The sequence below is a fragment of the Nocardiopsis camelliae genome (assembly GCF_028993595.1).
GTDB lineage: Bacteria > Actinomycetota > Actinomycetes > Streptosporangiales > Streptosporangiaceae > Nocardiopsis > Nocardiopsis dassonvillei.
Genome location: NZ_CP118614.1, coordinates 5100081 through 5122666 on the forward strand (window position 1 = coordinate 5100081; position 22586 = coordinate 5122666).

At 73.3% G+C, this 22586-nt stretch carries 20 protein-coding genes; 11 read left to right on the forward strand and 9 right to left on the reverse strand.

Annotated elements, in window-relative coordinates; genetic code table 11:
- Positions 1-73: 73 nt before the first annotated feature.
- The gene (locus PV789_RS22230; RefSeq protein ID WP_274974384.1) at positions 74-841 is read right to left on the reverse strand and encodes an ABC transporter ATP-binding protein; all 768 of its coding nucleotides are present in this window, start codon (positions 839-841) and stop codon (positions 74-76) included.
- A gap of 193 nt (positions 842-1034) precedes the next feature.
- Here PV789_RS22230 and PV789_RS22235 point away from each other — a divergent pair, with 193 nt between their 5' ends.
- Complete coding sequence (locus PV789_RS22235; protein ID WP_274974385.1) at positions 1035-1829, forward strand: SDR family NAD(P)-dependent oxidoreductase; 795 nt, start codon at positions 1035-1037, stop codon at positions 1827-1829.
- Positions 1830-1895: 66 nt separating this feature from the next.
- Here the strand turns inward: PV789_RS22235 and PV789_RS22240 are convergent, their stop codons facing one another.
- Positions 1896-2864, reverse strand: a complete 969-nt coding sequence (locus PV789_RS22240; protein ID WP_274974386.1) for a helix-turn-helix transcriptional regulator — start codon at positions 2862-2864, stop codon at positions 1896-1898.
- 369 nt (positions 2865-3233) lie between these two features.
- Here PV789_RS22240 and PV789_RS22245 point away from each other — a divergent pair, with 369 nt between their 5' ends.
- Positions 3234-3623 carry a hypothetical protein gene (locus PV789_RS22245; RefSeq protein ID WP_498049387.1) on the forward strand — a complete coding sequence of 130 codons (390 nt, stop codon included), beginning with the start codon at positions 3234-3236 and terminating at the stop codon, positions 3621-3623.
- A 226-nt stretch (positions 3624-3849) separates the two neighbouring features.
- On the opposite strand, the gene PV789_RS22250 is transcribed toward PV789_RS22245, so the two are convergent.
- Entirely contained in the window at positions 3850-5352 is a 1503-nt protein-coding gene (locus PV789_RS22250) for a nitrilase-related carbon-nitrogen hydrolase (protein ID WP_274974388.1), read from the reverse strand.
- Between the two features lie 414 nt (positions 5353-5766).
- Between PV789_RS22250 and PV789_RS22255 the strand changes: the two genes are divergently transcribed.
- Both PV789_RS22255 and PV789_RS22260 read left to right on the forward strand, forming a co-directional pair.
- A complete protein-coding gene (locus PV789_RS22255) occupies positions 5767-6873 on the forward strand; it encodes a sensor histidine kinase (protein WP_274974389.1) in 1107 nt (368 codons plus the stop codon).
- Entirely contained in the window at positions 6864-7508 is a 645-nt protein-coding gene (locus PV789_RS22260; RefSeq protein ID WP_274974390.1) for a response regulator transcription factor, read from the forward strand. The genes PV789_RS22255 and PV789_RS22260 overlap by 10 nt, the downstream gene beginning before the upstream one ends.
- 143 nt (positions 7509-7651) lie before the next feature.
- Here the strand turns inward: PV789_RS22260 and PV789_RS22265 are convergent, their stop codons facing one another.
- Entirely contained in the window at positions 7652-8350 is a 699-nt protein-coding gene (locus tag PV789_RS22265; protein WP_274974391.1) for a lytic polysaccharide monooxygenase auxiliary activity family 9 protein, read from the reverse strand.
- Positions 8351-9029: 679 nt separating this feature from the next.
- Here PV789_RS22265 and PV789_RS22270 point away from each other — a divergent pair.
- From PV789_RS22270 to PV789_RS22285, 4 genes are all read left to right on the forward strand, one after another.
- Positions 9030-10796 (forward strand): glycoside hydrolase family 6 protein, encoded by a 1767-nt coding sequence (locus tag PV789_RS22270; RefSeq protein ID WP_274974392.1) that lies wholly within the window; start codon positions 9030-9032, stop codon positions 10794-10796.
- 143 nt (positions 10797-10939) lie between these two features.
- Entirely contained in the window at positions 10940-12112 is a 1173-nt protein-coding gene (gene solA / locus PV789_RS22275) for an N-methyl-L-tryptophan oxidase (protein ID WP_274974393.1), read from the forward strand.
- A 126-nt stretch (positions 12113-12238) separates the two neighbouring features.
- Positions 12239-13045: an SDR family oxidoreductase gene (locus tag PV789_RS22280; protein ID WP_274974394.1), complete on the forward strand. Its 807-nt coding sequence runs from the start codon at positions 12239-12241 to the stop codon at positions 13043-13045.
- Positions 13046-13296: 251 nt separating this feature from the next.
- Positions 13297-13728, forward strand: coding sequence for a VOC family protein (locus tag PV789_RS22285; RefSeq protein WP_274974395.1), 432 nt, complete (start codon positions 13297-13299; stop codon positions 13726-13728).
- Positions 13729-13807: 79 nt separating this feature from the next.
- Here the strand turns inward: PV789_RS22285 and PV789_RS22290 are convergent, their stop codons facing one another.
- The gene (locus tag PV789_RS22290) at positions 13808-14905 is read right to left on the reverse strand and encodes a winged helix DNA-binding domain-containing protein (RefSeq protein ID WP_274974396.1); all 1098 of its coding nucleotides are present in this window, start codon (positions 14903-14905) and stop codon (positions 13808-13810) included.
- Between the two features lie 267 nt (positions 14906-15172).
- Between PV789_RS22290 and PV789_RS22295 the strand changes: the two genes are divergently transcribed.
- Positions 15173-15547 carry an antibiotic biosynthesis monooxygenase family protein gene (locus PV789_RS22295; protein ID WP_274974397.1) on the forward strand — a complete coding sequence of 125 codons (375 nt, stop codon included), beginning with the start codon at positions 15173-15175 and terminating at the stop codon, positions 15545-15547.
- Positions 15548-15586: 39 nt separating this feature from the next.
- On the opposite strand, the gene PV789_RS22300 is transcribed toward PV789_RS22295, so the two are convergent.
- Complete coding sequence (locus PV789_RS22300; protein ID WP_274974398.1) at positions 15587-16348, reverse strand: class I SAM-dependent methyltransferase; 762 nt, start codon at positions 16346-16348, stop codon at positions 15587-15589.
- A gap of 95 nt (positions 16349-16443) precedes the next feature.
- Here PV789_RS22300 and PV789_RS22305 point away from each other — a divergent pair, with 95 nt between their 5' ends.
- Positions 16444-17877: a benzoate/H(+) symporter BenE family transporter gene (locus PV789_RS22305; protein WP_274974399.1), complete on the forward strand. Its 1434-nt coding sequence runs from the start codon at positions 16444-16446 to the stop codon at positions 17875-17877.
- A 243-nt stretch (positions 17878-18120) separates the two neighbouring features.
- On the opposite strand, the gene PV789_RS22310 is transcribed toward PV789_RS22305, so the two are convergent.
- The 3 genes from PV789_RS22310 to PV789_RS22320 form a co-directional block, all read right to left on the reverse strand.
- Positions 18121-18894 carry a nucleotidyltransferase domain-containing protein gene (locus PV789_RS22310; RefSeq protein ID WP_274974400.1) on the reverse strand — a complete coding sequence of 258 codons (774 nt, stop codon included), beginning with the start codon at positions 18892-18894 and terminating at the stop codon, positions 18121-18123.
- Between the two features lie 214 nt (positions 18895-19108).
- On the reverse strand, positions 19109-20305 hold the full coding sequence (locus PV789_RS22315) for an RNA-guided endonuclease InsQ/TnpB family protein (protein ID WP_274974401.1): 1197 nt from the start codon (positions 20303-20305) through the stop codon (positions 19109-19111).
- A 124-nt stretch (positions 20306-20429) separates the two neighbouring features.
- Positions 20430-21620, reverse strand: coding sequence for a DUF418 domain-containing protein (locus tag PV789_RS22320; protein WP_274974402.1), 1191 nt, complete (start codon positions 21618-21620; stop codon positions 20430-20432).
- 97 nt (positions 21621-21717) lie between these two features.
- On the opposite strand from PV789_RS22320, the gene PV789_RS22325 reads away from it, so the two are divergent.
- On the forward strand, positions 21718-22425 hold the full coding sequence (locus PV789_RS22325; RefSeq protein ID WP_274974403.1) for a TetR/AcrR family transcriptional regulator: 708 nt from the start codon (positions 21718-21720) through the stop codon (positions 22423-22425).
- Positions 22426-22586: the final 161 nt, after the last annotated feature.

A 22586-nucleotide genomic window follows, 5' to 3' on the forward strand; every position in this document is an offset into this window, starting at 1 on the left:
GACATGGTGGGCGGCGTCGTGGGCGGGGCCACGGCTACCGCCCCGGGCGGCGCGCCGTGGTGCGTCGGGCGGTTCACCGCTCCTCCAGACGCCGGATCCAGGCCAGGACGGAGTCCGCGGTGGGGTCGGCCAGCTCCCCCTGGACGAGGCCGTCGCGCAGCATGAGCACGCGGTCGGCGCGGGCGGCGGCGACGGGGTCGTGGGTGACCATGACGACGGTCTGCCCGTGGTCGGAGGCGGCCCGGCGCAGCGCTTCCAGGACACCGGCCCCGGAGCGTGAGTCGAGGTTGCCGGTGGGTTCGTCGGCCAGGAGCACGCTCGGCCGGTGCACCAGGGCGCGGGCGACGGCGACGCGCTGCTGCTGGCCCCCGGAGAGTTCGGAGGGCCGGTGGTCGAGGCGGTCGGTCAGGCCGAGCGAGTCCACGAGGTGGTCGTGCCACGCCTGGTCCCGGGGCAGGCCGGACAGGCACTGGCCGATGGTGATGTTCTCCCCGGCGGTGAGCGACGGGAGGAGGTTGAACGACTGGAAGACGAACCCGAACGCCCGTGCGCGCAGCCGGGTCAGGGCCGGTTCGGTGAGTCCGGTGATCGGTCGGCCCTCCACCGTCACCGTGCCCGCGTCGGGGCGGTCCAGCCCCGCCAGGCAGTGCAGGAGCGTGCTCTTGCCCGAGCCGGAGGGGCCCATGACCGCCGTGAACCCTCCCCGGGGGAAGGCCGCGTCCACCCCGGCCAGCGCGTGGACGGGAACGCCGCCCCGCCTGTGGGTCCTGGTCAGTCCGGTCGCCCGCAGCGCGTGGGGTGCGGCGTCGGCTCCGGTCCGGTTCCGGACGTGCCCGTCCATGGCGAACTCCGCTCGTCTCGTCGTGTGGAGGGGGTTCGGTTCCCTGTCCGGGCCCCGAGGAAGAGCCAAACACGGGGGCCGGTCCGCGTCACTGGGCCTGGACGGAGGTCCGGTGGTGGGGCGGCCCCCACCTCCGGGGCCCGGGCGACGGGTCGCGTTGGGCGGCGGGCGCGGCGCGACGTAGCGTGACCCCATGGAAATCGATCTGCGTACACGCACGGCCCTGGTGACCGGTTCGACCCAGGGCATCGGCCTGGCCATCGCCACGGCGCTGGCGCGCGCCGGGGCGACGGTGGCGGTCAACGGGCGCAGCGAGGAGAAGGTGGCCCGCGCGGTGGAGGCGATCGCCGAGCGGGTGCCCGGGGCCGCGCCGGTGGCCGCGACCGCCGACGTGACCACCGAGGAGGGCGTCGACCGGCTCCGCGAGCTGCTCCCCCGGCTCGACGTGCTGGTCAACAACCTCGGGATCTTCGGGGCGCAGGACGCGCTCGACATCTCCGACGAGGAGTGGCGTCGCTACTTCGAGGTCAACGTGCTCTCCGCCGTGCGCCTGACCCGGGAGTTCCTGCCCGGGATGACGGAACGCGGGTGGGGCCGGGTGCTCAACATCGCCAGCGACTCGGCGGTGGTGATCCCGGCCGAGATGATCCACTACGGCATGTCCAAGACGGCGCTGCTCGCGGTCTCGCGGGGGTTCGCCAAGGAGGCCGCGGGCACGGGGGTGACCGTCAACTCGGTGATCGCCGGTCCCACCCACACCGGCGGTGTGGAGGACTTCGTCTACCAGCTCGTCGACCGGAACCTGCCCTGGGAGGAGGCGCAGCGGGAGTTCATGCGCCTGCACCGGCCGCAGTCGCTCCTGCAGCGGCTGATCGAACCCGAGGAGATCGCCAACATGGTCGCCTACCTGAGTTCGCCGCTGGCCTCGGCCACCACGGGGGCCGCGGTGCGGGTGGACGGCGGGTACGTCGACTCCATCGTCCCCTGAGCACGCCCCCGGACGCCGGGTGCCCGGGAGGGCTTCGACGCCCGGCGTCCGGGCACGGCGCGGCTCTCAGCCGGTTCCGCCCACGGACCGGTGGAGGCGGTCGGCGAGCGCCGCGGTGTGGCGGGCGAACTCCGGCGGGCCCTCGACCGTGAAGGGCAGGCCGGTGAGCGCGAGGACGACCGCGAGCCATTCGTGGGAGTCCACGCGGGCGGTGTAGCGCGCCCTGTCGGGGCCGACCGCCTCCAGGTCGCCGTCGATCCGGGAGATCCGCGCCGCCACCTCCCCGGCCGACGCGTCGAACAGGACCGACACCGTGTGCCGGGCCTGCCCTGCTCCGAAGTTCCGCTCCAGGTGGTCGGCCAGCGGTTCCCCGGGCAGCTCCCGGCGGGTGAAGGGCGCCCTCGTGGGGGTGACCCCGGTGATCCGGTCGAGTCGAAAGGTCCGCCAGTCGTCGCGCTCGCGGTCCCAGGCGAACAGGTACCAGCGCCGTCCGGACAGGACCAGCCGGTACGGGTCCACCCTGCGGCGCAGCTCGCGGCCGTCGCCGCCGCGGTGGAGCATCCGGACCCAGTGCCCGTCCGCGACGGCCTCGCCCAGGTCGGTGAGGACCCGTGTCCGCACGCCCGGCCACACCCGCTGCTCCGGTTCGACCGCCGCGGCCAGCGCTTTCGCCCGTCGGGCCAGGCGTGAGGGCAGCACCCGACCGAACCGGGCCAGGGCCCGTTCCGCGCTCTCCTCCACGTCTTCCACTCCACCGAGCCCGGCGGCGACGATCCGCAGACCCAGGGCGGCGGCCACGACCTCGTCGTCCTCCATGAGCAGGGGCGGCACCGCGCGGCCCGCGACCAGCCGGTAGTGGCCGCCGGGGCCGCGGAGGCTCTCCACCGCGTAGCCCAGTTCGCGCAGCCGGTCGATGTCGCGGCGCAGCGATCGCGGGCTGGTCTCCAGGGCCGCGGCCAGGTCCGCGCCGGGCCAGGACCTGCCGGTCTGGAGCAGGGAGAGCAGGCGCAGCATCCGCGCACTCGTGTCGGCCATGCGGCCCATTCTCCGCCGGGACGCGGCCGGGTTCCGACCGCGATACCCCCGTGTGGCACGGTCGCCGCCCTGGCCGGGTGTTCCGGCAGTCCGGAAAGGGGATTTGCGCACGGTCACCGGAGTGGCAGGAGGGCACTGGTGGTGTGATCGTGGACACCACCGGAGTTCTTGTGGAATCGTCCCCCGTCGCTTCGGACGGAGACCTCACGCGCTGACCAGCGGTTCCCGGGAAAGGGAACGGCGCACGAGTCGCTTTGTGACCCCGTGGGATCACTCTGCGCGTCCGTCCCTTACTGAGAGTTTACCCGGACCGGGTAGACATAGACGGATCGGCCCCCACGGACCTGAGATAAGGATGTGCGCGACGTGATGGACTGGTTGAGCAACCTCTTCGGCGGAGCAGCCGAGGAAGCAGCCCAGGGAGTGTCCGACGCCGTGGGCGGGGTCGGCGAGGCCGTGGGCGGGGTCGGCGAGGCCGTGGGCGGGGTCGGCGAGACCCTGGGCGGTGCCGGAGAGGCCGCGCAGGCCTACGGCGAGGAGGCCGTCGGCGGCTTCGCCGAGGGCGCCCAGGCCTACGGTGAAGAGGCCGTGGGCGGCTTCGCCGAGGGCGCCCAGGCCTACGGCGAGGAAGCCGTGGGCGGTTTCCAGGACAGCGCCACCGAGGCGGTCGGCGGCTTCCAGGACCAGGTGGACACCGTGAGCGGTATCGCGGAGGACCCGGGCGGCGCCGCCGCCGACCACTTCTTCGGCAACAACTGACCTACCTCCCGGCTCCGGCAGGGAGGGAGCGGCCCGCCCGGAGCACCCGTGCCCCGGGCGGGCCGTTCGCGCGTCGCGAAGCCGTCGCGTCCCGTCCCGTCAGCCGGGGAACAGCCGGTCCGGGCGGCCGTGCGGAGCCCGTTTCCGGCACCCGCCCGGGAACCGCCTTTGAGCCCTCCACGAGCGCGAGGACCGCGGTCGCCCTCTCGGGTCCGCAACCCTCGGCTCACTCCCGGCGCGGCCGGGCCGCCGAGAGCACGGTGAGCGCGGCCAGGGCGGCGACGCACGTCCAGGCGAAGGCGTCCCCGATCCGGGAGTAGACCGTGGTCACCCCCTCCCGGGGCACCATGGCGACCATGGTCTGCTGCCCGGTGGTGAAGTAGTCGGTCGTCGCCAGCACCCGCCCCTGGTGGTCGGTGGCGTTGGCCCGGCCGCGGCTCGCCTGCCGGAACAGGGCCGAGCCGTTCTCCACCGCGCGGAACACCGCGTTGCGCGCGTGCATCTCCTTGATCCCCTCCCAGGTGTTGGCGCCGACCAGCAGGACGTCCGCGCCCCGCGCGCCCGCCTGGCGGACCAGCCCCGGGAAGTCGGCGTCGTAGCAGATGGCCACGGCCAGCCTGCCCGCCGGCGTGTCCGCGACGGGCACCGTGCCGGGCCCCGGCTCGTACGGCTCCAGGACGGGTACCGGCCTGCTCTTGTCGTAGGTCCACGCGACCTCGCCGTCCGGGGCGACCATGAGCATCTGGTTGCGGATGTGGGGAGCCCGCCCGGTGTAGACCGACATACCGGCGTTGACGTACACCCCGTGGTCCCGGGCCACCTCCCGGATGTCGGCCACCAGCAGGTCGCGGTCCTCCTCCAGGGTGAAGGCCGCCGACTCGGGCCACACCACGACCTCGGCGCCCGCGGCCGCCTCCCTCGCGGTGCTGGCCAGGAGTTCGTCGTTGACGACGCCGAAGCGTTCACGCAGGACGGCCGGATCGGTGGCCCGCAGCGCCTCCAGCGAGTCGTACTCCCGGAAGGTCGGCACCAGCTCCTCCCAGGCGTCCTGCGAGGCGGTCACCCCGGCGACGCGCACGGTGTCGCCCGAGGGCGCCATGAAGACCAGGCGGGCGCCGCCCGCGACCGCGACCAGCGCGACCGTTCCGGCACAGACCACCGCCACCGTGCGGGCCGCGCGGTCGGTCAGGCCGCGCGCCCACAGCAGCGCCGCCGCCGAGCACGCCCAGGCCACCAGGAAGCTCACTCCGTACACACCGGTCACCGAGGACACCTGGATCAGCGGGAGGTTGTCCGCCTGGGTGGCGCCCAGAACCCCGTGGATGGTGCCGAAGGGGGTCACCGAGGCCACCGTGAACTCCACGGCCACGGTGGTGAGCGGGAAGACCAGGCTGACCGGCCACGGGCTGCGCTCCCCCAGTCGCCGGTACAGGAGGCGGTCGGCGGCGTAGGGGGCCGCGTCGGCCAGGGCCAGGGCCAGCGCGAGCAGCACCAGCGGCGGGGAGAGCAGGTCGGCCAGCCACAGCCAGACCAGCACGGCCGCCGTGCTGGCGGCGAGGACCCCCAGGAGGGCGGGCAGCGGTCGGCCGGTGCGGGTGAAGCGCAGCAGCAGGACCGGATAGACCCACGCGAGCAGCGCGATGTCCCAGGCGGCCTGCATCGCGAAGAGGGACAGGGCGGTACCGGCGAGGAGCCAGGCGTAGCGCGGGAGGGTCGGGGGCTCGGTCATGGTTCGGCCTTCGTCTCGGGGAACGGGGGTCTGGGCCGGCCGGCACGACCACAACGCTAGGGAACCGCGGCCCCGGCGCCCATGGGGAGTCCCGCCCGGTTCGGGGCGCGACCCCCCACCCCGGAATGCGGTGTTCCGCAGTACCCGCGCACCCGGGCGATGGCTAGTGTCGACGCTGACGCCGACCGCGGCCTCCCTGTTCTCCGCGAGCACGGATTCCGAGGGCACCGGCCCGCGCGCGTGCGTGCGGCCGAAGGCGTGCGCCGGGCACGCACCAGCGGACCCGGGCACCGGACTCGGGCTGCCAGGCACGGACGGCCCGAAGCGGCGGCGATCAGACGAACGGAGAGGACGGGAGTGACGACGCACGGGAACGCGCATCCGGCAGCGGTGGCGCGCGCATGGGGCCGGGCCGTGACGGGTGCCGCCGCCGGAGCGGTGACCGCGCTGGCCGAGGCCCTCTTCCTCGCGGCGGTCCTCGCGGCCGCCGTTCCAGCGCTGCCGCTCCTGCTCCGTCCCGCCTCGCGCGCGTCCCTGCGCCGGGCGCTGGACGGGGCCGCACGGCCGCTGGTCTCCCTGGAGCGCGGTCGCCTGTCCGCCCTGTTCGGCGTCGACATCACCGTGCGCCCCGAGGCGGCCCGCCCTCTGGCCTACCTCGCGGTGCGCTGCCCGGTGGGGCTCTTCGGCGGGCTGGTGCTGGCCTTCTTCGCCGCCGGGCTCTATCTGGCGCTGTCACCGCTGGAGGTGCTCGACGGCAACGACCCCGCGATCGTGCCGATCGGCCTGGCCCTGATGTACCTGAGCGCTCAGGGAACCGTGGGTCTGGTGGGAACGGAACGCTGGCTGGCTCGGCGGTTCCTCGGCCCCAGCCGCCAGGACCTCATGGAGGAGCGGATCGGGGTCCTGGTCGCGACCCGCGCGGGGGTGGTCGCCGCCGTGGACGAGGAGCGCCGCCGGATCGAACGCGACCTGCACGACGGCGTCCAGCAGCGCCTGGTGCTGCTGGGGATGGCGCTGGGCCGGGCCCGCCGCGACCCGGGTTCGGAGCGGGGGCGCGCACTGGTCGAGCAGGCCTACGAGGAGTCCCGCAACGCCCTGCGGGACCTGAAGGAGGTCGCCTGGCGGGTCTACCCGGCCGCGCTGGCCGGGTCGGGGCTGCGGGCCGCGCTGCACGACCTGGCCGGACGGTCGAGCCTGCCGATCGACCTGGAGTACGGCCTGGAGGGCGCGTGCCCGCCGACCGTGGAGACGGCGGCCTACTTCGTGGTCGCCGAGTCGGTGACCAACGCGGTCAAGCACGCGCGCGCCGGACGGGTCAGCGTGCTGGTCGGCGCGGAGGGCGAGGAAGGAGCGAGGTCAGTGGTGGTGCGGGTGCGCGACGACGGGGTGGGCGGGGCCGACCCCGCGGGGACGGGGCTGGCAGGTCTGGCCAGCCGGGTCGAGGCGCTCGACGGCCGGCTGTCGGTGGACAGCCCGGCGGGCGGGCCGACGACGGTCAGGGCGGAGCTGCCGTGCGGGTGATGCTGGCCGAGGACTCGGCACTGCTGCGCGAGGGGTTGGTGCGGCTCCTGGAGGACGAGGGGCACCGGGTGCTCGCCTCGGTCGGGGACGCCGACGCCCTGTTGGCGGCCGTCCGCGAGGAGGCGCCCGACGTGGCCGTGGTGGACGTGCGCATGCCGCCCACGCACACCGACGAGGGGTTGCGCGCCGCACTGCGGATCCGCCGGGAGCGGCCCGACACGGGTGTGCTGGTGCTGTCCCAGTACGTGGAGAAGCGGTACGCCACCCGGCTGTTCGGCGAGAACACCACCGGCGTGGGCTACCTGCTCAAGGACCGGGTGGTGGAGGTGGACGAGTTCCTCGACGCCCTGGTCAGGGTGGGCAGGGGAGGCGCGGCCTTCGACCCGGAGGTGGTGCGCCAGCTGCTCGCGGGCAGCAGCCGCAGGGACCCGCTGGGGCGTCTGACCGAGCGCGAGCGCGACGTCATGGCCCTGATGGCGCAGGGGCACATCAACTCGGCGATCGCGGCGCGGCTGTTCGTGTCGCAGAGCGCGGTGGAGAAGCACGCCAACGCCATCTTCGACAAGCTGGAGCTGGGCGACACCAAGGGGTACAGCCGTCGGGTGCTGGCGGTGCTGCGCTACATGGAGGCCTGAGCGCGGACGGGACACGGGGGCGCCGCGCGGCGGTGAGCGGTGTCCGCCGCGCGGCTGTCGGCCGCGGGTCCGCCGGGGGTGGAGGTCCCGGCGGACCCGGTCCGGAGGAGGGGTCCGGACGGCCGGTCTGTTGGTCGTGGGGATCAGGTGAAGTTCACGTCACTGCACAGGTAGTAGACCTGGTCCATGTGGGAGGCCTGCCAGATCGTGAACACGATGTGGTGGCCGGACCTGCCCGAGGTGCTGACGTCGATGTAGCTGTCCAGTGCCGGCGCGTAGGAACCGGTCTCCTCGACCAGTTCGAGGTCGTCCCAGCCCAGGGCCTGGGTGGTCGGGTCGAAGCCCTGCTCGGTGACGTAGACGCGGAAGTAGTCCGCGCCGTGCTGGGCCTGGTCGTACAGGTGGAGGGTGAAGTCGTCGCCGACGTCGGTGGTCTTCCACGCGCCGACCGCGTCCATCGAGTCGTAGCGGCCGCCCTCGGTGTTGCCGCCGCTGCACAGGGTCCCGTCGGGGATCTGGCCCTGGTGGTCGCCGCCCACGTTGTCGCGGTACAGGCCGTTCCAGTTCCACATGGCGTTGGGGTTGTCCTGCCACGCCTGCCAGCACATGGGGTCTTCCTGCGCCATGTCCGGGTTGAGGTGGTCGCTGCCCCAGCGCTCCCAGCAGCCGTAGTTGCGGCTGGCGGGGTCCACGATCGAGCCGTGCGCGGAGGCGGGGGCGGCCATCGTGGTCAGGGCGACCAGGGGCACGGAGGCCAGGACGAGCGCGCGTGCGGCCCAGGTCCGGCGGGTGGTCCCGGTGCTCTCGGTGGTCTCGACGGCTTGGGGGGTCGTGCTTTCCATTGCGTTCTCCATCGTTCTCGGCTTGGTCAGCCGATCGACGGGAGCGCTCCCATAGCGCATGCTACCCCTCGGAGCCGAACCGAAACAGAGCGCGCGGAAAATCCTTGGCGCACTCTTCGGGGCAGGGGCCGCCGCCTTCGGCGCCACCAGCTCGCCCGCCGGGCGGGACACCGGCGTCACCGCCGCCCGCCCGCACCGCTGCGGCGAGGCGCGGCGGCCGGGCCGCGGCCGCCGCGGTGGGGCTGCCCACCGTGTCCGTCCGGCGACCACCGGTTATTACTGACCGGTTGTGAATCAGGTCACCACCTGCGCATTTCCCTCATGTGAACCGCGTACCAGAAATACTCCGGTCATATGGTGTTTACATATCACCATTGTCGGGCTACCGTTCAGGAAAGCGTTCCGGACCCGTAACACTCCGTCGCGGAAACCGGCAACGCCCTCGCACACACTGTTCACACCCATCCCCCTACACCCCCGCTCATCCCGACTGGGAGCGCTCCCAACCCTTCCGGTCCTTTTCGCTCAGCTTTACCCCGGATCTAAGGCATGCGAATGCAGCGCTCACCTCCATAAACGCAGGGAATTGTCCGCGTCTCCCGTCTGCCGGGCCCGAAATCACCGGCCCGGCACTTCCCAAGGCTCCTTCTGGCAACCCGCTTCCACAAGGAAAGAAGAGATGAGCACACCCCCCCGTGCCACGAACCCGCGTTCGTGGACACGACGCGGCCTGGCCGCGACCTCCGCCCTGGTGCTCGGCAGCACCCTGGCGGTCGCCTCCTCCGTACCCGCCAGTGCCGCGGCCGGTTGCGAGGTCGACTACCAACTCAACGACTGGGGCTCCGGCTTCACCGCGAGCGTGGAGATCACCAACCTCGGCGACGCGGTCAACGGCTGGACCCTGGAATGGGACTTCGCCGGAAACCAGCGGGTCACCAACTCCTGGAACGGCACCGTCACCCAGAGCGGACAGAGCGTCTCGGCCACCAACGCCGGGCACAACGCCTCCCTCTCCACCGACGGCACGGCCACTTTCGGCTTCCAGGGAACCTACTCAGGAAGCAACGCCGCGCCCACGGCCTTCGAACTCAACGGCGTGCTGTGCAGCGGTGACGTCGGGGAACCGCAGGAACCGGAAGAGCCGGAGGAGCCCGAGGAGCCCGAGGAGCCCGGCAACGACGGTCGGGTGGACAACCCGTACGTGGGCGCTGACGTCTACGTCAACCCGATCTGGTCGGCCAACGCCGCCGCTGAGCCCGGCGGGGACGCCGTGGCCGATGAGCCCACCGGGGTGTGGCTGGACCGCATCAGCGCCATCGAGGGCAACGACAGCCCCACCACCGGCAGCATGGGTCTGCGCGATCACCTGGACGAGGCCCTGGTGCAGGCCGATGGTGAACCGTTGGTGTTCCAGGTGGTCATCTACAACCTGCCCGGCCGTGACTGCGCCGCGTTGGCCTCCAACGGCGAGCTGGGCCCGGACGAGATCGACCGGTACAAGAACGACTACATCGACCCGATCGCCGAGATCCTGGCCGACTACGAGGACACCGAACTGCGGGTGGTGACCACGGTCGAGATCGACTCGCTGCCCAACCTGGTCACCAACGTCTCCCCCCGCGAGACCGCGACCGAGAACTGCGACGAGATGCTGGCCAACGGCAACTACGTCGAGGGGGTGGGCTACGCCCTGGCGCAGTTGGGCGCGATCGACAACGTCTACAACTATGTGGACGCCGGTCACCACGGGTGGATCGGTTGGCAGGACAACTTCACCGCCTCGGCGGCGCTGTTCTTTGAGGCGGCCAACGCCGCCGGGGCCAGCCCGGAGGATGTGCACGGGTTCATCGCCAACACCGCGAACTACTCGGCGCTGGTGGAGGACAACTTCGCCATCGGTGAGACCATCGCGGGCACGCCGGTGCGCCAGTCGGACTGGGTGGACTGGAACCAGTTCACCGACGAGTTGTCCTTCTCCCAGGCGTTGCGTGAGGAGCTGGTGGGCCAGGGCTTCGATTCCGGGATCGGGATGCTCATCGACACCTCCCGTAACGGGTGGGGCGGGCCGGACCGCCCGGACGGGCCGGGGCCGAGCACGGATGTGAACGCCTACGTGGACGGGGGCCGCTACGACCGCCGTATCCAGTCCGGGAACTGGTGCAACCAGTCCGGAGCCGGTCTGGGCGAGCGCCCCCAGACCGCTCCGGAGGCGGGCATCGACGCCTACGTGTGGATGAAGCCTCCGGGTGAGTCCGACGGGTCCAGTGAGTTCATCGAGAACCCCGAGGGCAAGGGCTTCGACCGGATGTGCGACCCCACCTATGAGGGCAACCCGCGCAACGGCTACAACATGAGCGGCGCGCTGCCCGACGCGCCGATCTCGGGGCACTGGTTCTCCGCGCAGTTCCAGGAGCTGCTGGCCAACGCCTACCCGCCCATCCAGTAACACCCCCAGATCTCGGCTCCCTTCCGAGACCGGGCGCCCGTCCACCCCCGGGGGTGGGCGGGCGTCCGCCATGTGCGGGCCCTGGGATCATGGGACGAAGCTCCGGGCGGCGCGGCCCCGGACACCGGACTTGGGGGAAACGCGTGGCGGCACCGCTGGAGACCGACACCGTCGTGGTCGGACTGGGAGCCATGGGGGCGCAGGCCCTGTGGCGTCTGGCCCGGCGTGGTGTGGACGTGATCGGGGTCGAGCAGTTCACGCCCGGGCACGACCGGGGCTCCAGCCACGGCGAGTCCCGCATCATCCGCACCGCCTACATGGAGGGCGCCGCCTACGTGCCGTTCGTGCGGTCGGCCTGGCGCGCGTGGTCGGAGCTGGAGGAGGCCTCCGGGACCCGGCTCGTGGTGCGCACCGGCGCCCTCATGCTCGGCGCGCCGGACAGCCCCGCCGTCACCGGGTCGGTCGCCGCCGCCGAACACCACGGCCTCCCCCACCAGGTGCTCTCCCGCGACCAGGTCGCCGAGCGCTTCCCCCAGCACGTGCTGCGCCCGGGTGAGGTGGGCGTCTTCGAGGAGGACGCCGGTGTGGTCCTGCCCGAGGCCGCGATCACGGCGGCCGTGCGGCTCGCGCGGCAGGCGGGCGCGCGGGTGCTCACCGGAGCCCGGGCGACCCGCGTCGTCCCCGACCCGGACCGCCCCCGTGTGGTGGTCGGGGACACCGTGGTCCGGGCCCGCCGGGTGGTCGTCACCGCAGGGTCCTGGCTGCCGCGGCTGGTGCCCGAGATGGCGGAGCTGGGCGGCGGCCTGCGGGTGGAGCGGCGGGTGCTGGGCTGGTTCCGCACCACGCGGGACCCGTCCCCGCACGCGCACGGGCCCGTGTTCGCCCGGGACGAGGACGACTGCACGTGGTACGGGTTCCCCAGCATGGACGGCGGGCGGACCGTCAAGATCGGGGTGCACACCGAGGCCCCGGGGAACAGGGGCGAGGGCGCCCAGTGGGGCGAGCCGGTCGACCCCGACGCGGGGCCGCGGGAGCCCGACGCCGCCGACGCGCGGCGGCTCGGACGGCTGGCCGCCGGACTGAGCGGTGTGGCCCCGCTCCCCGAGCGGATGGCGTCGTGCATGTACACGATGACGCCGGACGAGCACTTCGTCATCGGTCAGCGCCGCGAACTGCCCGGACTGGTGCTGGCGGGGGGCTTCTCGGGGCACGGCTACAAGTTCGCCTCCGCGGTCGGGGAGGCGCTGGCCGACCTCGCCCGGCACGGGCGCACGGATCTGGCCGTGGACCTGTTCGACCCGCACCGCTGGGACTGAACCGGGCGGTTCGCGGGCGGCCTGGGCCCCGGGGCGGGGTGCGCCCGGCGCGTACAGGCGTGCGATCATCGCTTCCACGCGCGGCGCGAGCGCGGCCTCACCGCCCCTCCCTCCGGAAGGACCGCCATGAACAGTCCCACCGTCCCGCGGACCGCGCTCGTCACGGGCGCGTCGTCGGGGATCGGCGCCGCCGTCGCCGCGGAGCTGGTCCGCCGCGGCTACCGCGTGTACGGGACCAGCCGCGACCCCGGGGCGGTGGCCGAGCCGGTCCCGGGCGTGGAGTACCTGGCCCTGGACCTGGCCGACGGGGCGTCGGTCAAGGCGTGCGCGGCCGCCGCGGGCGACGTGGACGTGCTGGTCAACAATGCCGGGGAGAGTCAGAGCGGGCCCTTCGAGGAGCTGCCGCCGGAGGCGGTGGAGCGGTTGTTCCGGATCAACGTGTTCGGCGCGGTGCGGCTCACCCAGCTGTTGCTGCCGGGGATGCGCGCCCGGGAGTACGGGCGCGTGGTGATGGTGGGTTCGATGCTGGCGAGCTTCCCGCTGGCCTACCGGTCCTCCTACGTGGCCTCCAAGGCAGCGCTCAAGGGGTTCGCGAACGCGCTGCGCCGCGAGGTGTCCCCGTACGGGGTGGGGGTGGCCACGGTCGAGCCGGGGTCGATCAACACCGGCATCAGCGAACGGCGGACCCAGTACCTGCGGGAGGGGTCGCCGTTCGCGGCCGAGTACCGCACCATGCTCAGGGCGCTCAACGCCAACGAGGCGTCGGGGATCGCTCCGGGGGCGGTGGCCCGGACGGTCGTGCGCGCCGTCGAGGCGGACCCGCCCCGGCCGTTCTACGCGGTGGGCAGCAACGCCCCGGTGGTCTTCGCGCTGCGGCGGCTGTTCCCGCGCTCGCTCGTCCTGCGCATGGTCGCCCGCAGGCACGGGCTGTAGCCGCGGACGCGCCCGGGACCCGCATGTCCCGGATTCCCCGGGGCGCCCGGGCCCGGGCGCCCCGTTCGCCCCGGCTCCCTCGGGGCCCGGTGTCCCGGGCGTCCCGGCCTCCCTGGTGCCCGGCCCGCCGCGGACCCGCCGTGTCCGAGGGGTTGCGGGCGGCGTGTCCCCGGTCCCGGGTAGGTTGTCCCGACCGCAGGACACCGCCCGCCCCGGGTCCTTCCGGGGCGGGGTACAGCGACGGAGCCGCCGTGAAACAGCAGATCCACTTCATCACCCTGGCCACGGCCGACCTGGACGCCGCCCGCGCGTTCTACCGGGACGGGCTCGGCTGGGAACCGCTCATGGACGTCCCCGGGGAAATCGTCTTCTTCCAGGTCGCGCCGGGGCAGGTCCTGGGCCTGTTCGACGCGGAGAAGTTCGACCGCGACCTGGGGCGCACGCCCGGCACGACCGGGGTGTCGGGGATGACGCTGTCGCACAACGTCGACGGCCCCGAGGAGGTCGAACGGACCGTGGAGGCCATGGCACGGGCGGGCGCGCGGGTGCTCAAGACCCCGCAGCCGGGCGCGTTCGGCGGCATCTTCCACGCCCACGTGCAGGACCCCAACGGCGTGGTGTGGGAGATCGCGCACAACCCGGGCTGGCGTGTGGACGAGACCGGGCGGGTCGTGCTCGGCTGAGGCGCCGGCGCCCGCCCGCCGCAGGGGCGGGCGGGTCCCCGGCGGCGCCGGGCGGTCGGGGCCCCGGGGCCGGGCCGGTTCACGGTTCCAGGGGGCGCAGGCGGATGTCGTGGCCCTCGGAGTCGGCCGCCGCGAAGCGCAGCAGCCGTGCGCCCTCCTCGGTGACCGCCTCCTCCTCGGCCGGGGTGAGCGGGGCGAACAGCCGCACGTCCAGTACGGCGGGGCCGCCGCCCCGGCTCCGCTCGATCCGCCACAGCCCGCGCACGAACCCGTCCACGGTCAGCGGCGGCTCGACCACGATGTGGGGGCGATGGTGGTCGGCGACGATGCGGGAGCGGTCGTCGTAGGAGACGAGCACGTTGTCGAGCAGCGCCAGGAAGCGGACCGGCGCGGGCGTGTCGGGGTCGGGGCGGGGCGCGTCGGGCAGGTCGAACAGCTCGCGGCCGTCCGGGTCGCGCAGGACCCGCAGCCGCGGCCGCAGGCCCTCCACGACCGCGCGCATGCGGGTCATCCCGCTCCAGGCCTGGACGTCCTGGGCGGTGGCCGGGCCGAACGCGGCGAGGTAGCGCAGTACGAGGGTGTCCGGGGAGGGTTCGGCGGCCAGCGGCGCGCCGAGCCACTCCTCGGCGAGGGTGAAGGGTGTGGCGCCGCGCCGTCCCCACGTGCCGTCGGGCGGCGGGTGCAGGACGGGCAGGAGCCCCTGGGCCGAACGGGCCAGGGCGACGGGGGCGCGTCCGGGCCAGCGCTCGGCCAGGGCCCGGCCCAGGTCGGGGCGGGAGAGTCCGCCGTCGGCGAGGAGCGCGCGTGCCGCGGCGGCCAGCTCGGCGGGGTCGACACCGGGCAGGTCCCGGCCGAAGGCGCCCTTCTGCCAGCGGGCCAGCATGGGGTGCAGGGCCGGGCGCAGCCACAGGTAGTCGGCGGCGGTGACCAGGTGCTGGGTGCCCCGCAGGAGGGTGGCGCGCACGACGTCGCGGCTGTGCAGGAGCCCGGTGAGGTCCTCGATCCGGAAGTTCCGGACACGGGACCACAGACCCACGTAGGGCGGTTCGGGGTCCTGCGCCTGGAGTCCGACGAGGTGGCGGACGACTTCTGCGGCGGTGTGGTCGGTGGTCCGGCCGAGGAGCAGTTGGCGGGACAGGGTCGCCCGGTTGAGGGCGCGGCGGTCGAGCGCGGTCATGGACGCGACTCTAGGAGGGGTGGAGGTCATCCGCTGTCCTCCACTCGTCCGCGGGGGAGGTCACCGCGTGCGGCCCTGCGGGCGGTCGGAAGCACCGGGTGTGCGGTCGGAGGCGCGGGATGGGCGGTCGGGAACGCGGGGGCGCGGGGGCGCGGGGTGGACGGGTCGGCCGGTGGAGGGGCGTGTTCGGGGCGGGGCGGCGCGGGCGTCGGCGGAGGTTGTCCTAGGTTGGGCGGGAGAACCGCAGCCAACCGAGAGAGGTGCCGCGTGAGCAGCGTCGTCAAGTTCAACGTCCTGACCGTCCCCGAAGGCGCGGGGGCGACCCTGGAGGAGCGTTTCGCCAAGCGCGCCGGGCTCGTGGAGGACCAGCCCGGGTTCGAGGAGTTCCAGCTGCTGCGCCCGGTCGAGGGCACCGACAAGTACCTCGTCTACACCCGGTGGCGGTCCGAGGAGGACTTCCAGAACTGGGTGAACGGCCAGGCCTTCCGGAAGGGGCACGCTCAGGCCGCCGCGGACGCCCAGAAGGAGGGCGCACCGGCCGGGCACGGCCAGGGCCACGGGCACGGGCACGGCGGCCCGGCCGCGACCAACAGCGAGATCTGGGGCTTCGAGGTCGTCCAGCGGGTCTCGGCCCGGTCCTGACCGCCGCGGCGGGCGCCCGCACCCCGCGGCCCGGACGGGTCAGCGGGGCTTGCGGGCCTCGATGAGGAAGCGGGTCGTGGTGGCTCTGAACGACCCCTCGCGCTCGATGTGCTCGTGCATGTCCCGGAGCCGGTCCCGGTAGGCCTCCACGGTGAACCCGGGCACCATCCAGACCACCTTGCGCAGGAAGTACACGACCGCGCCGACGTCGAAGAACTCCGTGCGCAGCCGCTCCATGCGCAGGTCGGTCACCTCCAGCCCGGCCGCCCGCGCCCCCTCGCGCGCCTGGTCCGGGTGGCGGGAGGCGCGCGCCTCCTCGGGCTGCGGCCCCAGGAAGAACTCCACCACCTCGAAGACGCTCGCCGGGCCCACCTGCTGGGACAGGTAGGTTCCGCCCGGAGCCAGGACCCGGGCGATCTCCCCCCACCACACGGTCACCGGATGGCGGGAGACCACCAGGTCGAAGGCGCCGTCCGCGAAGGGCAGCGGCGGCTCGTCCTCGTCGGCGACGACCACGACCCCCAGCGGGTGGAGCAGCCGGGTGGCCTCGGCGATGTTGGGCGGCCAGGACTCCGTCGCCGCGGTCAGGGGCGGGCGTTCGGGGACCCCCGCCAGCACCTCGCCGCCGCCGGTCTGGATGTCGAGCGCGGCGCTCGCGCGGGCCATGTACCCGGCCATGGTGCGCTGGTAGCCCCAGGAGGGGCGCTGTTCCGTGGCCCGGCCCTCAAACCAGGAGAAGTCCCAGCCGTGTGTCGGCTCCGCGTCGGCCTCGGCGACGAGCGCGTCGAAATCGCGTCCCATGGCGGCATCCTCCCCCGGGCGCCGCGGCCGGGTCCAGCGGTTTTCCCTCCCCCGGCCGAAGGAGCTGATCCGGCGGCGCGCGAGGATGGTGGACCATGAGAACCCTCGCCCGTCTTGTCGGCCTCGTGGCCCCCGCGCCCGCCGTCGCGGCCGGTCTGGTCGCCGTGCTGGTCGGGGTGACCAGTTCGGCCGCGATCGTGTTCACCGCGGCCGAGGCCGCCGGCGCCTCCTCCGAGCAGACCGCCTCGTGGATGCTGGCCCTGGGTGTGGGCATGGCGGTGACCTGTGTGGGACTGTCCCTGCGCCACCGGGCCCCGATCGTGACCGCCTGGTCCACGCCCGGTGCCGCGCTGCTGGCGGTGGGCCTGGACGGGGTGACGATGGCGCAGGCGGTGGGGGCGTTCCTGTTCTCGGCCGCGCTCATCACCCTGAGCGGTGTCACCGGGTGGTTCGAGAGGGTCATGGACCGCGTGCCGGTGCCGCTCGCGGCGGGACTGCTGGCCGGGGTGCTGCTCCAGTTCGGCATGGGGCTGTTCACGAGCATGGAGGACGACTTCGCGGTCGTGTTCGCCATGTTCGCGGCATACCTGCTGAGCCGCCGGTGGCTGCCGCGCTACGCGGTCATCGTGTCCCTGGTGGCGGGTGGTGCAGCCGCGGCGCTGCGCGGGACCCTGGACCTGAGCGGGGTGACCCCGTCGCTGGCCCGGCCGGTGTTCGTGGCTCCAGAGTTCTCCTGGCAGGTGCTGGTGAGCGTGGGGCTGCCGCTGTTCGTGGTGACCATGGCCTCGCAGAACCTGCCGGGGGTCGCGGTGCTGCGGGGCGACGGCTACCGGGTGCCGATCTCGCCGGTGATCGGGTGGACCGGGGCGACCAACCTGGTACTGGCGCCGTTCGGGTGCTTCGGGATGAACCTGGCCGCGATCACCGCGGCCATCTGCACGGGACCGCAGGCGCACCCCGACCGCGAGCGCCGCTACCTGGCCGGGGTGTGGGCGGGGGTCTTCTACCTGTGCGTGGGTGTCTTCGGCGCGACGGTGGCGTCACTGCTGGCCGCGCTGCCGCCGCCGCTGATCCTGGGGATCGCCGGTCTGGGCCTGCTCGGGACGATCGGGGGTTCGCTGGCGTCGGCGCTGGGGGACGAGCGCTCACGGGAGGCCGCGGTGGTGACCTTCCTGGCGACGGCTTCGGGGTTCACCCTGTTCGGTGTGGGGTCGGCCTTCTGGGGTCTGCTGGCGGGTGTGCTGACGCTGGCGGTGACCCGTTCCTGGCAGCGGTCCCGGCGCACGGCTCCGGACGGCGGCGCCGAGCGGGGCACCGGGGACGTGCAGGAGCCCGAGGAGGCCGGGGAGGCCAGGGAAGCCGAAGAGGCGGTGAAGGCCGCAGGGGCCGCCCGGGGAAGGGACGGCGGAGCGCGGGAGGCCGCCGGAGCACCGGCGGACGAAACACGGATGGCCGACGGGACACACAGGGCAGAGGGGTCCGGGGAGTCCGGTGATCCCGGTGCGGACAGCCGGTCGGGACGCGGTTGAGGGGGCCGGGTACGCCACGCTCAGCGGGGTCGTCAACATGACCTGGTAGGGGCGGCGGAACGGGCTTTCCCCGGTCAGCACCGCGCCGTGGTCCGGGATCCGGGCCACGGCGCGGCGGTGTACGCGCCCGCCCCAAGCCTGGAACCCGCGATCGGTCCCAGCCCGGCCCATACCCGGGCACCCGGGGCCGGGTGCCCGGGCGCAGACGCTCCGGAACCCGGGACCGGACCGCGGCGGGAGGACTCAGACCGTGGCGAGGATCCGTCCGGCCTCGGCGACCGCCGAACCCAGGTCCTGGGGGTCGGCGGTCATTCCGGCGACCACGAAGTCGATCTCCTCCAGATCCGCCATGGACAGCAGTGCCTTGTCGTTGGTGACCCAGATCCCGCGCTCGGCCAGGACCGCGTGCGCGGCCTGCGAGGCGGCCTGGGCCAGGAGGCCCGCGGTCTGGGCGACCCTGCCGTAGGGGGCGTGGTCGTGCTGGGCGTAGGACAGGGTGGCCGCGGCCCTGCCCCGCCAGACGGGCGGCGCGCTCCTGCGCAGCGCCTCGGGGTAGTCGGGCCGGGGCAGGTCCCCGACGACGACCCGGCCGATGGCGAGTTCGGCGACGACCAGGTAGGTGGGGATACCCGCCAGGTGGAACATGAGCGGTTCCACCTGGAAGCGTCCCTGCCGCGCTTCGGCGAGCTGGTGCTCGACCACGTCCAGGTCGCGGTAGTGCACGTCCACCGCCCGGCCGTCGATCCGCAGCCAGGCGCCGCCGTTGAAGACACCGCCTCCCCAGCCGCCGATCTCCGACACCTCCCCCTCCCAGCCGAGGTCACGCAGCGTCTGCGGGTCGAAGTCCCCCCGGTAGTAGACCGCCAGGTCCCAGTCGCTGTCGGGACGGTGGGTGCCCTGGGCCCGGGAACCGCCGAGGGTGACCGCCTCGACGGCTGGAAGGGCGGCGAGCCGGTCGGCGGTGGCGGACAGGAAGGTCGCGTCGTCATGTGCGGAGGTGGACATGGTGGCCATCATCGCGGATGGCGTGTGCCGTCCGCCATGAGGTTTGCGCCGAGCCGGTGACCAGCGCGGACGACGGCCTCGCCGGGCGTCGCCGGGCGTCGCCGGGTGCGCGGTCATCTCCGCGCCGGTTCGGCCTGCGGCTGCTCCGCCCGCACGGTTCTTTGACATCCTCTTCCGCCTGAAGGCGGGAGAACCCAGCTAACGGAACCCGTTCGCCGCTGGTGGTCTACGCTTCACAGCCCGCCTGGCGGCGAGGGCTCCACGTCCTGGCACCCACAATGTCCTGGGGCGCTTGCTGCTTGACCGCGTGCTCGATGTTGCGCGCGGCGTTGGTGTCGGCGTGCGCGACATACCCGCACCCCGGTGCCTTGCACACGAGCCGGTCCCGCGACTCGCGGCCGCCCTCGGTGATGGCCTGGCGTGCCGAGCAGCGCCGCGAGGTGTACGGGGCGGGCACCCGCACCAGGTACCCGCCCCGGTCGGCGAGCTTGTACTCCAACAACGTGACCGTACGTCCCCACGCCTGTCCGGCGATGGCCCGGTTCAACCCGGATTTTCGTGCCACGTTGGTGCCCGGGGCCTCCACCGTCCCCCGAGCCGAGCGGACCATCCCTGCGATGTGCAGGTCCTCGACCCCCACCACACCGAACTCCCCGGCCAGGGCGTGCGTGACCTTGTGCTGCCAGTCCAGGGCGCGGCGCTTGGCTTTCGCGCGCACCCGGGCGATCTGGTCATAGGTGCGCCGCAACCGGTGCGAAGACGGCTGCCCGGGTGTGCGCTGCCGCCGTTGACGTGCGGCTGTGCACTCCAACCGGCGCAGACGCCCGCCCTCACCCGGGAATATCCACGGCCCGTGCTCGCGGAAGGTGCCATCGGACAGGGCGAGCGGCTTGGCCACACCCCGATCGATCCCCACCCCCGGGCCGACATGGGGTGCCGGTTCCTTGACCTCGGTGCGCAGGCGCAGCACCACGTGCCAGCCGTTGGCCTCCCGCACCAACCGGGCACCGGTAACCCTGTTCGCGGCGTCAGCGTGCTTACCCACCGGTAGGTCCTTGGTCCACCGGAACCGGACCACGCCGACCTTGGGGATCCTCACGGCCCCCCACGTGCGGGTGAGGCGCTCGATGGCCAGGTCCCGCCCCTGGGGAACGTCCACGCACATCCGTGCACGCAACCGGGACTTGAAGACGGGCGGCCCCGTCCGGCCCGCCCAGCAGTTCTGCCACGCCCGGAAATAGGCCTTCAACACCTGCTGAGCCGCCTGCGCCGGAAGAACAGCCAACCAGGGCAGGTCCTTGCGGGCCTGACGAATCGCGGCGTCTGCGTCGGCCAGGGACACCCGCCGGTTCTCCGAAGACATCGTCCACCACGCGTGCAGGAGGTTCCACAGGGCGCGGGCGGCGTGGCCCTGGGTTTCCAACCCCGAGAGTTGGTCCTTGGTGGGGTAGAGGCGGGCTTTGTGACCGCGTTCGCGTTTGATGTGTCACCTCCTGCCTGGTCTGGGTCGACCCTAGCGCGGGGTGTGACGTTTCGTGATGGTCGTTTCACCTACCGACTGAAGCCGGTGGCACTCTCGCGAAGGAGGGGTAGGTTCCCCAGCGCAGGAGGCGTTCGGCCGGGCCCCGGATCCCCGCGCGGCGCATGAGGTCTGCCAGGACCACGGTGGCCGACCAGACGGCGACGCCGACCAGGACGGCGGCGGTCCCGGACAGCTGTGGCGCCAGGTCCAGGGCGTAGGGCGCGAACAGCACCATCCAGCCCACGGACTGCAACAGGTAGCAGGTCATGGAGCGCTGGCCCGTGGCGACCAGGGCCCGCACGACGGGTCCTCTGCGGTCACCGAGGCGGACCGCGACCAGCGCGATGAGCGCGGCGTAGCCGAAGCCGCCCGCGTAGCCGGTCAGGACGTGCAGCCAGCCCACACCGGCCTTGAGCACGAACTCGGGCGCCCACAGCTCGGTGGCCACCAGGGCCTGCGGCAGTCCGCCGACCACGGCCACCGGGATACCGATGAGGGCGACACGACGAAGCAGCCCGAGGTGGAGCTCGGGCTGTTCCATGAGGCGGCGGCGGGCCGCCCAGACCCCGATGAGGAAGGGGAACACCGAACTCGCCACGAGCATCGGGGTCATGACCGGCCAGGTGAACAGGCGTGTGACCATGTCGGCCAGCGGGTCCTGGGTGAGGACCCCGCCCGCCTCGGGGTCGGAGAGCGGGAGGCTGTTCATGACCGCGTAGAACAGCGACCCCAGGGAGGCCCAGGTGAGGGCGTGGGCGAGCAGGCGCCGGTCACCGGCGTGCAGCAGCCCCGCGAACATCAGGGCGATGAGCCCGTAGACCGAGACGATGTCGCCGAAGAAGAGCAGGAGCGTGTGCAGGAGCCCGATCAGCACCATCCACCGGCCGCGGCGACGCACCAGTGAGCGCACCCACGGCTCCGGGCGCCCCTCGGCGGTGCGGCGCAGGTGGATCCAGGCGAGCCCGTAGCCGAACAGCGCCGCGAACATGGGGTACCCGCGAGCCTCGGCGAACAGCATCAGCAGGGCGGTGGAGGCGGTGTCGAGGAGGCCCCCCGTGGCGGAGCCCTGTCCCGCGGTGGCCATCACCCAGACGATGTGCGCGTGCACGACGGCGATGACCAGCAGCATCACCCCGCGTGCCAGGTCGGGCGCCAGGGAGCGCCGGTCGAGTGCCACACCCCCGGTCGAGGGCGGCGGAGAGGGGGGAAGAGACATACTGAACTCCGTTCACGCGGAAGGGGATAGCATTGGATACGGAGGCGTATCCAATTCCTCTTCTAAGATACGGCATCGTAGCTTAGTTGGGAAGAGCATGGTTGACGGGGAGCGGCCGCGGGCTGGCGACGAGGCGCGGGAGACGGCGCCCGAGGCGCGGGAGGAGGCGCCCCGGGCCACGCGCAGACGCGGGCGGGAACTGCTGGACGCCATCCACGAGGCGGTCATCCTGGAGGCCGCCGACGTCGGCGTCGCCCGCCTGTCCATGGAGGGGGTCGCCCGCCGGGCGGGCACGGCCAAGACCTCGCTGTACCGGCGCTGGCCCACGCCGGGGGACATCCTGCTGGACGCGATGTACCACACCTACCCGCAGGAGGTCCCCACGCCGGGCGCCGACGACCTGCGCGGGGACCTCGTCAGGGCCCTCATGCTCCTGCGCGACACCATGAGCCGGTCCCTGGGACAGGCGATGTTCTCCGTGGTCGCCGAGGCCAGGCACCACCCCGAGCTCTACGACCGGTTCGTGCGGGAGGTCTTCGACTCGCGCGGGGGGCGCTTCACCCGCACCGTCCTCGAACACTACGCCGACCACGGCAGGGTCGACCCCTCCCGCGTCACCTCCGTCACCGACGACATCGGTGAGGCCATGCTCATCAAGTACGCCATGGACCACCAGGGGCCGCCCGACGGGGAGTACGTGGAGCGGATCGTGGACGAGGTGATCCTGCCCGTCCTCGGCCTGGACCCGCGTGCCCCCTCCCCCGCCGCCCCGGAGGAGGGTTCCCCCGCGTCCTCCGGCGGTTAGCGCACGCGGCGGCCCGGAGCTCCGCAGAAGGGCGCGTCGCCGTCGGCGGGTGCGGACCGCACCGCCCGGCGCGCGGCGCCGCGGGCCGTTGGAACACGGGCGGGCCGCGGAGACGGGAAGCCCCCGTGGACACCGCCCGTCCCGCTGACCGCCGGGAACCG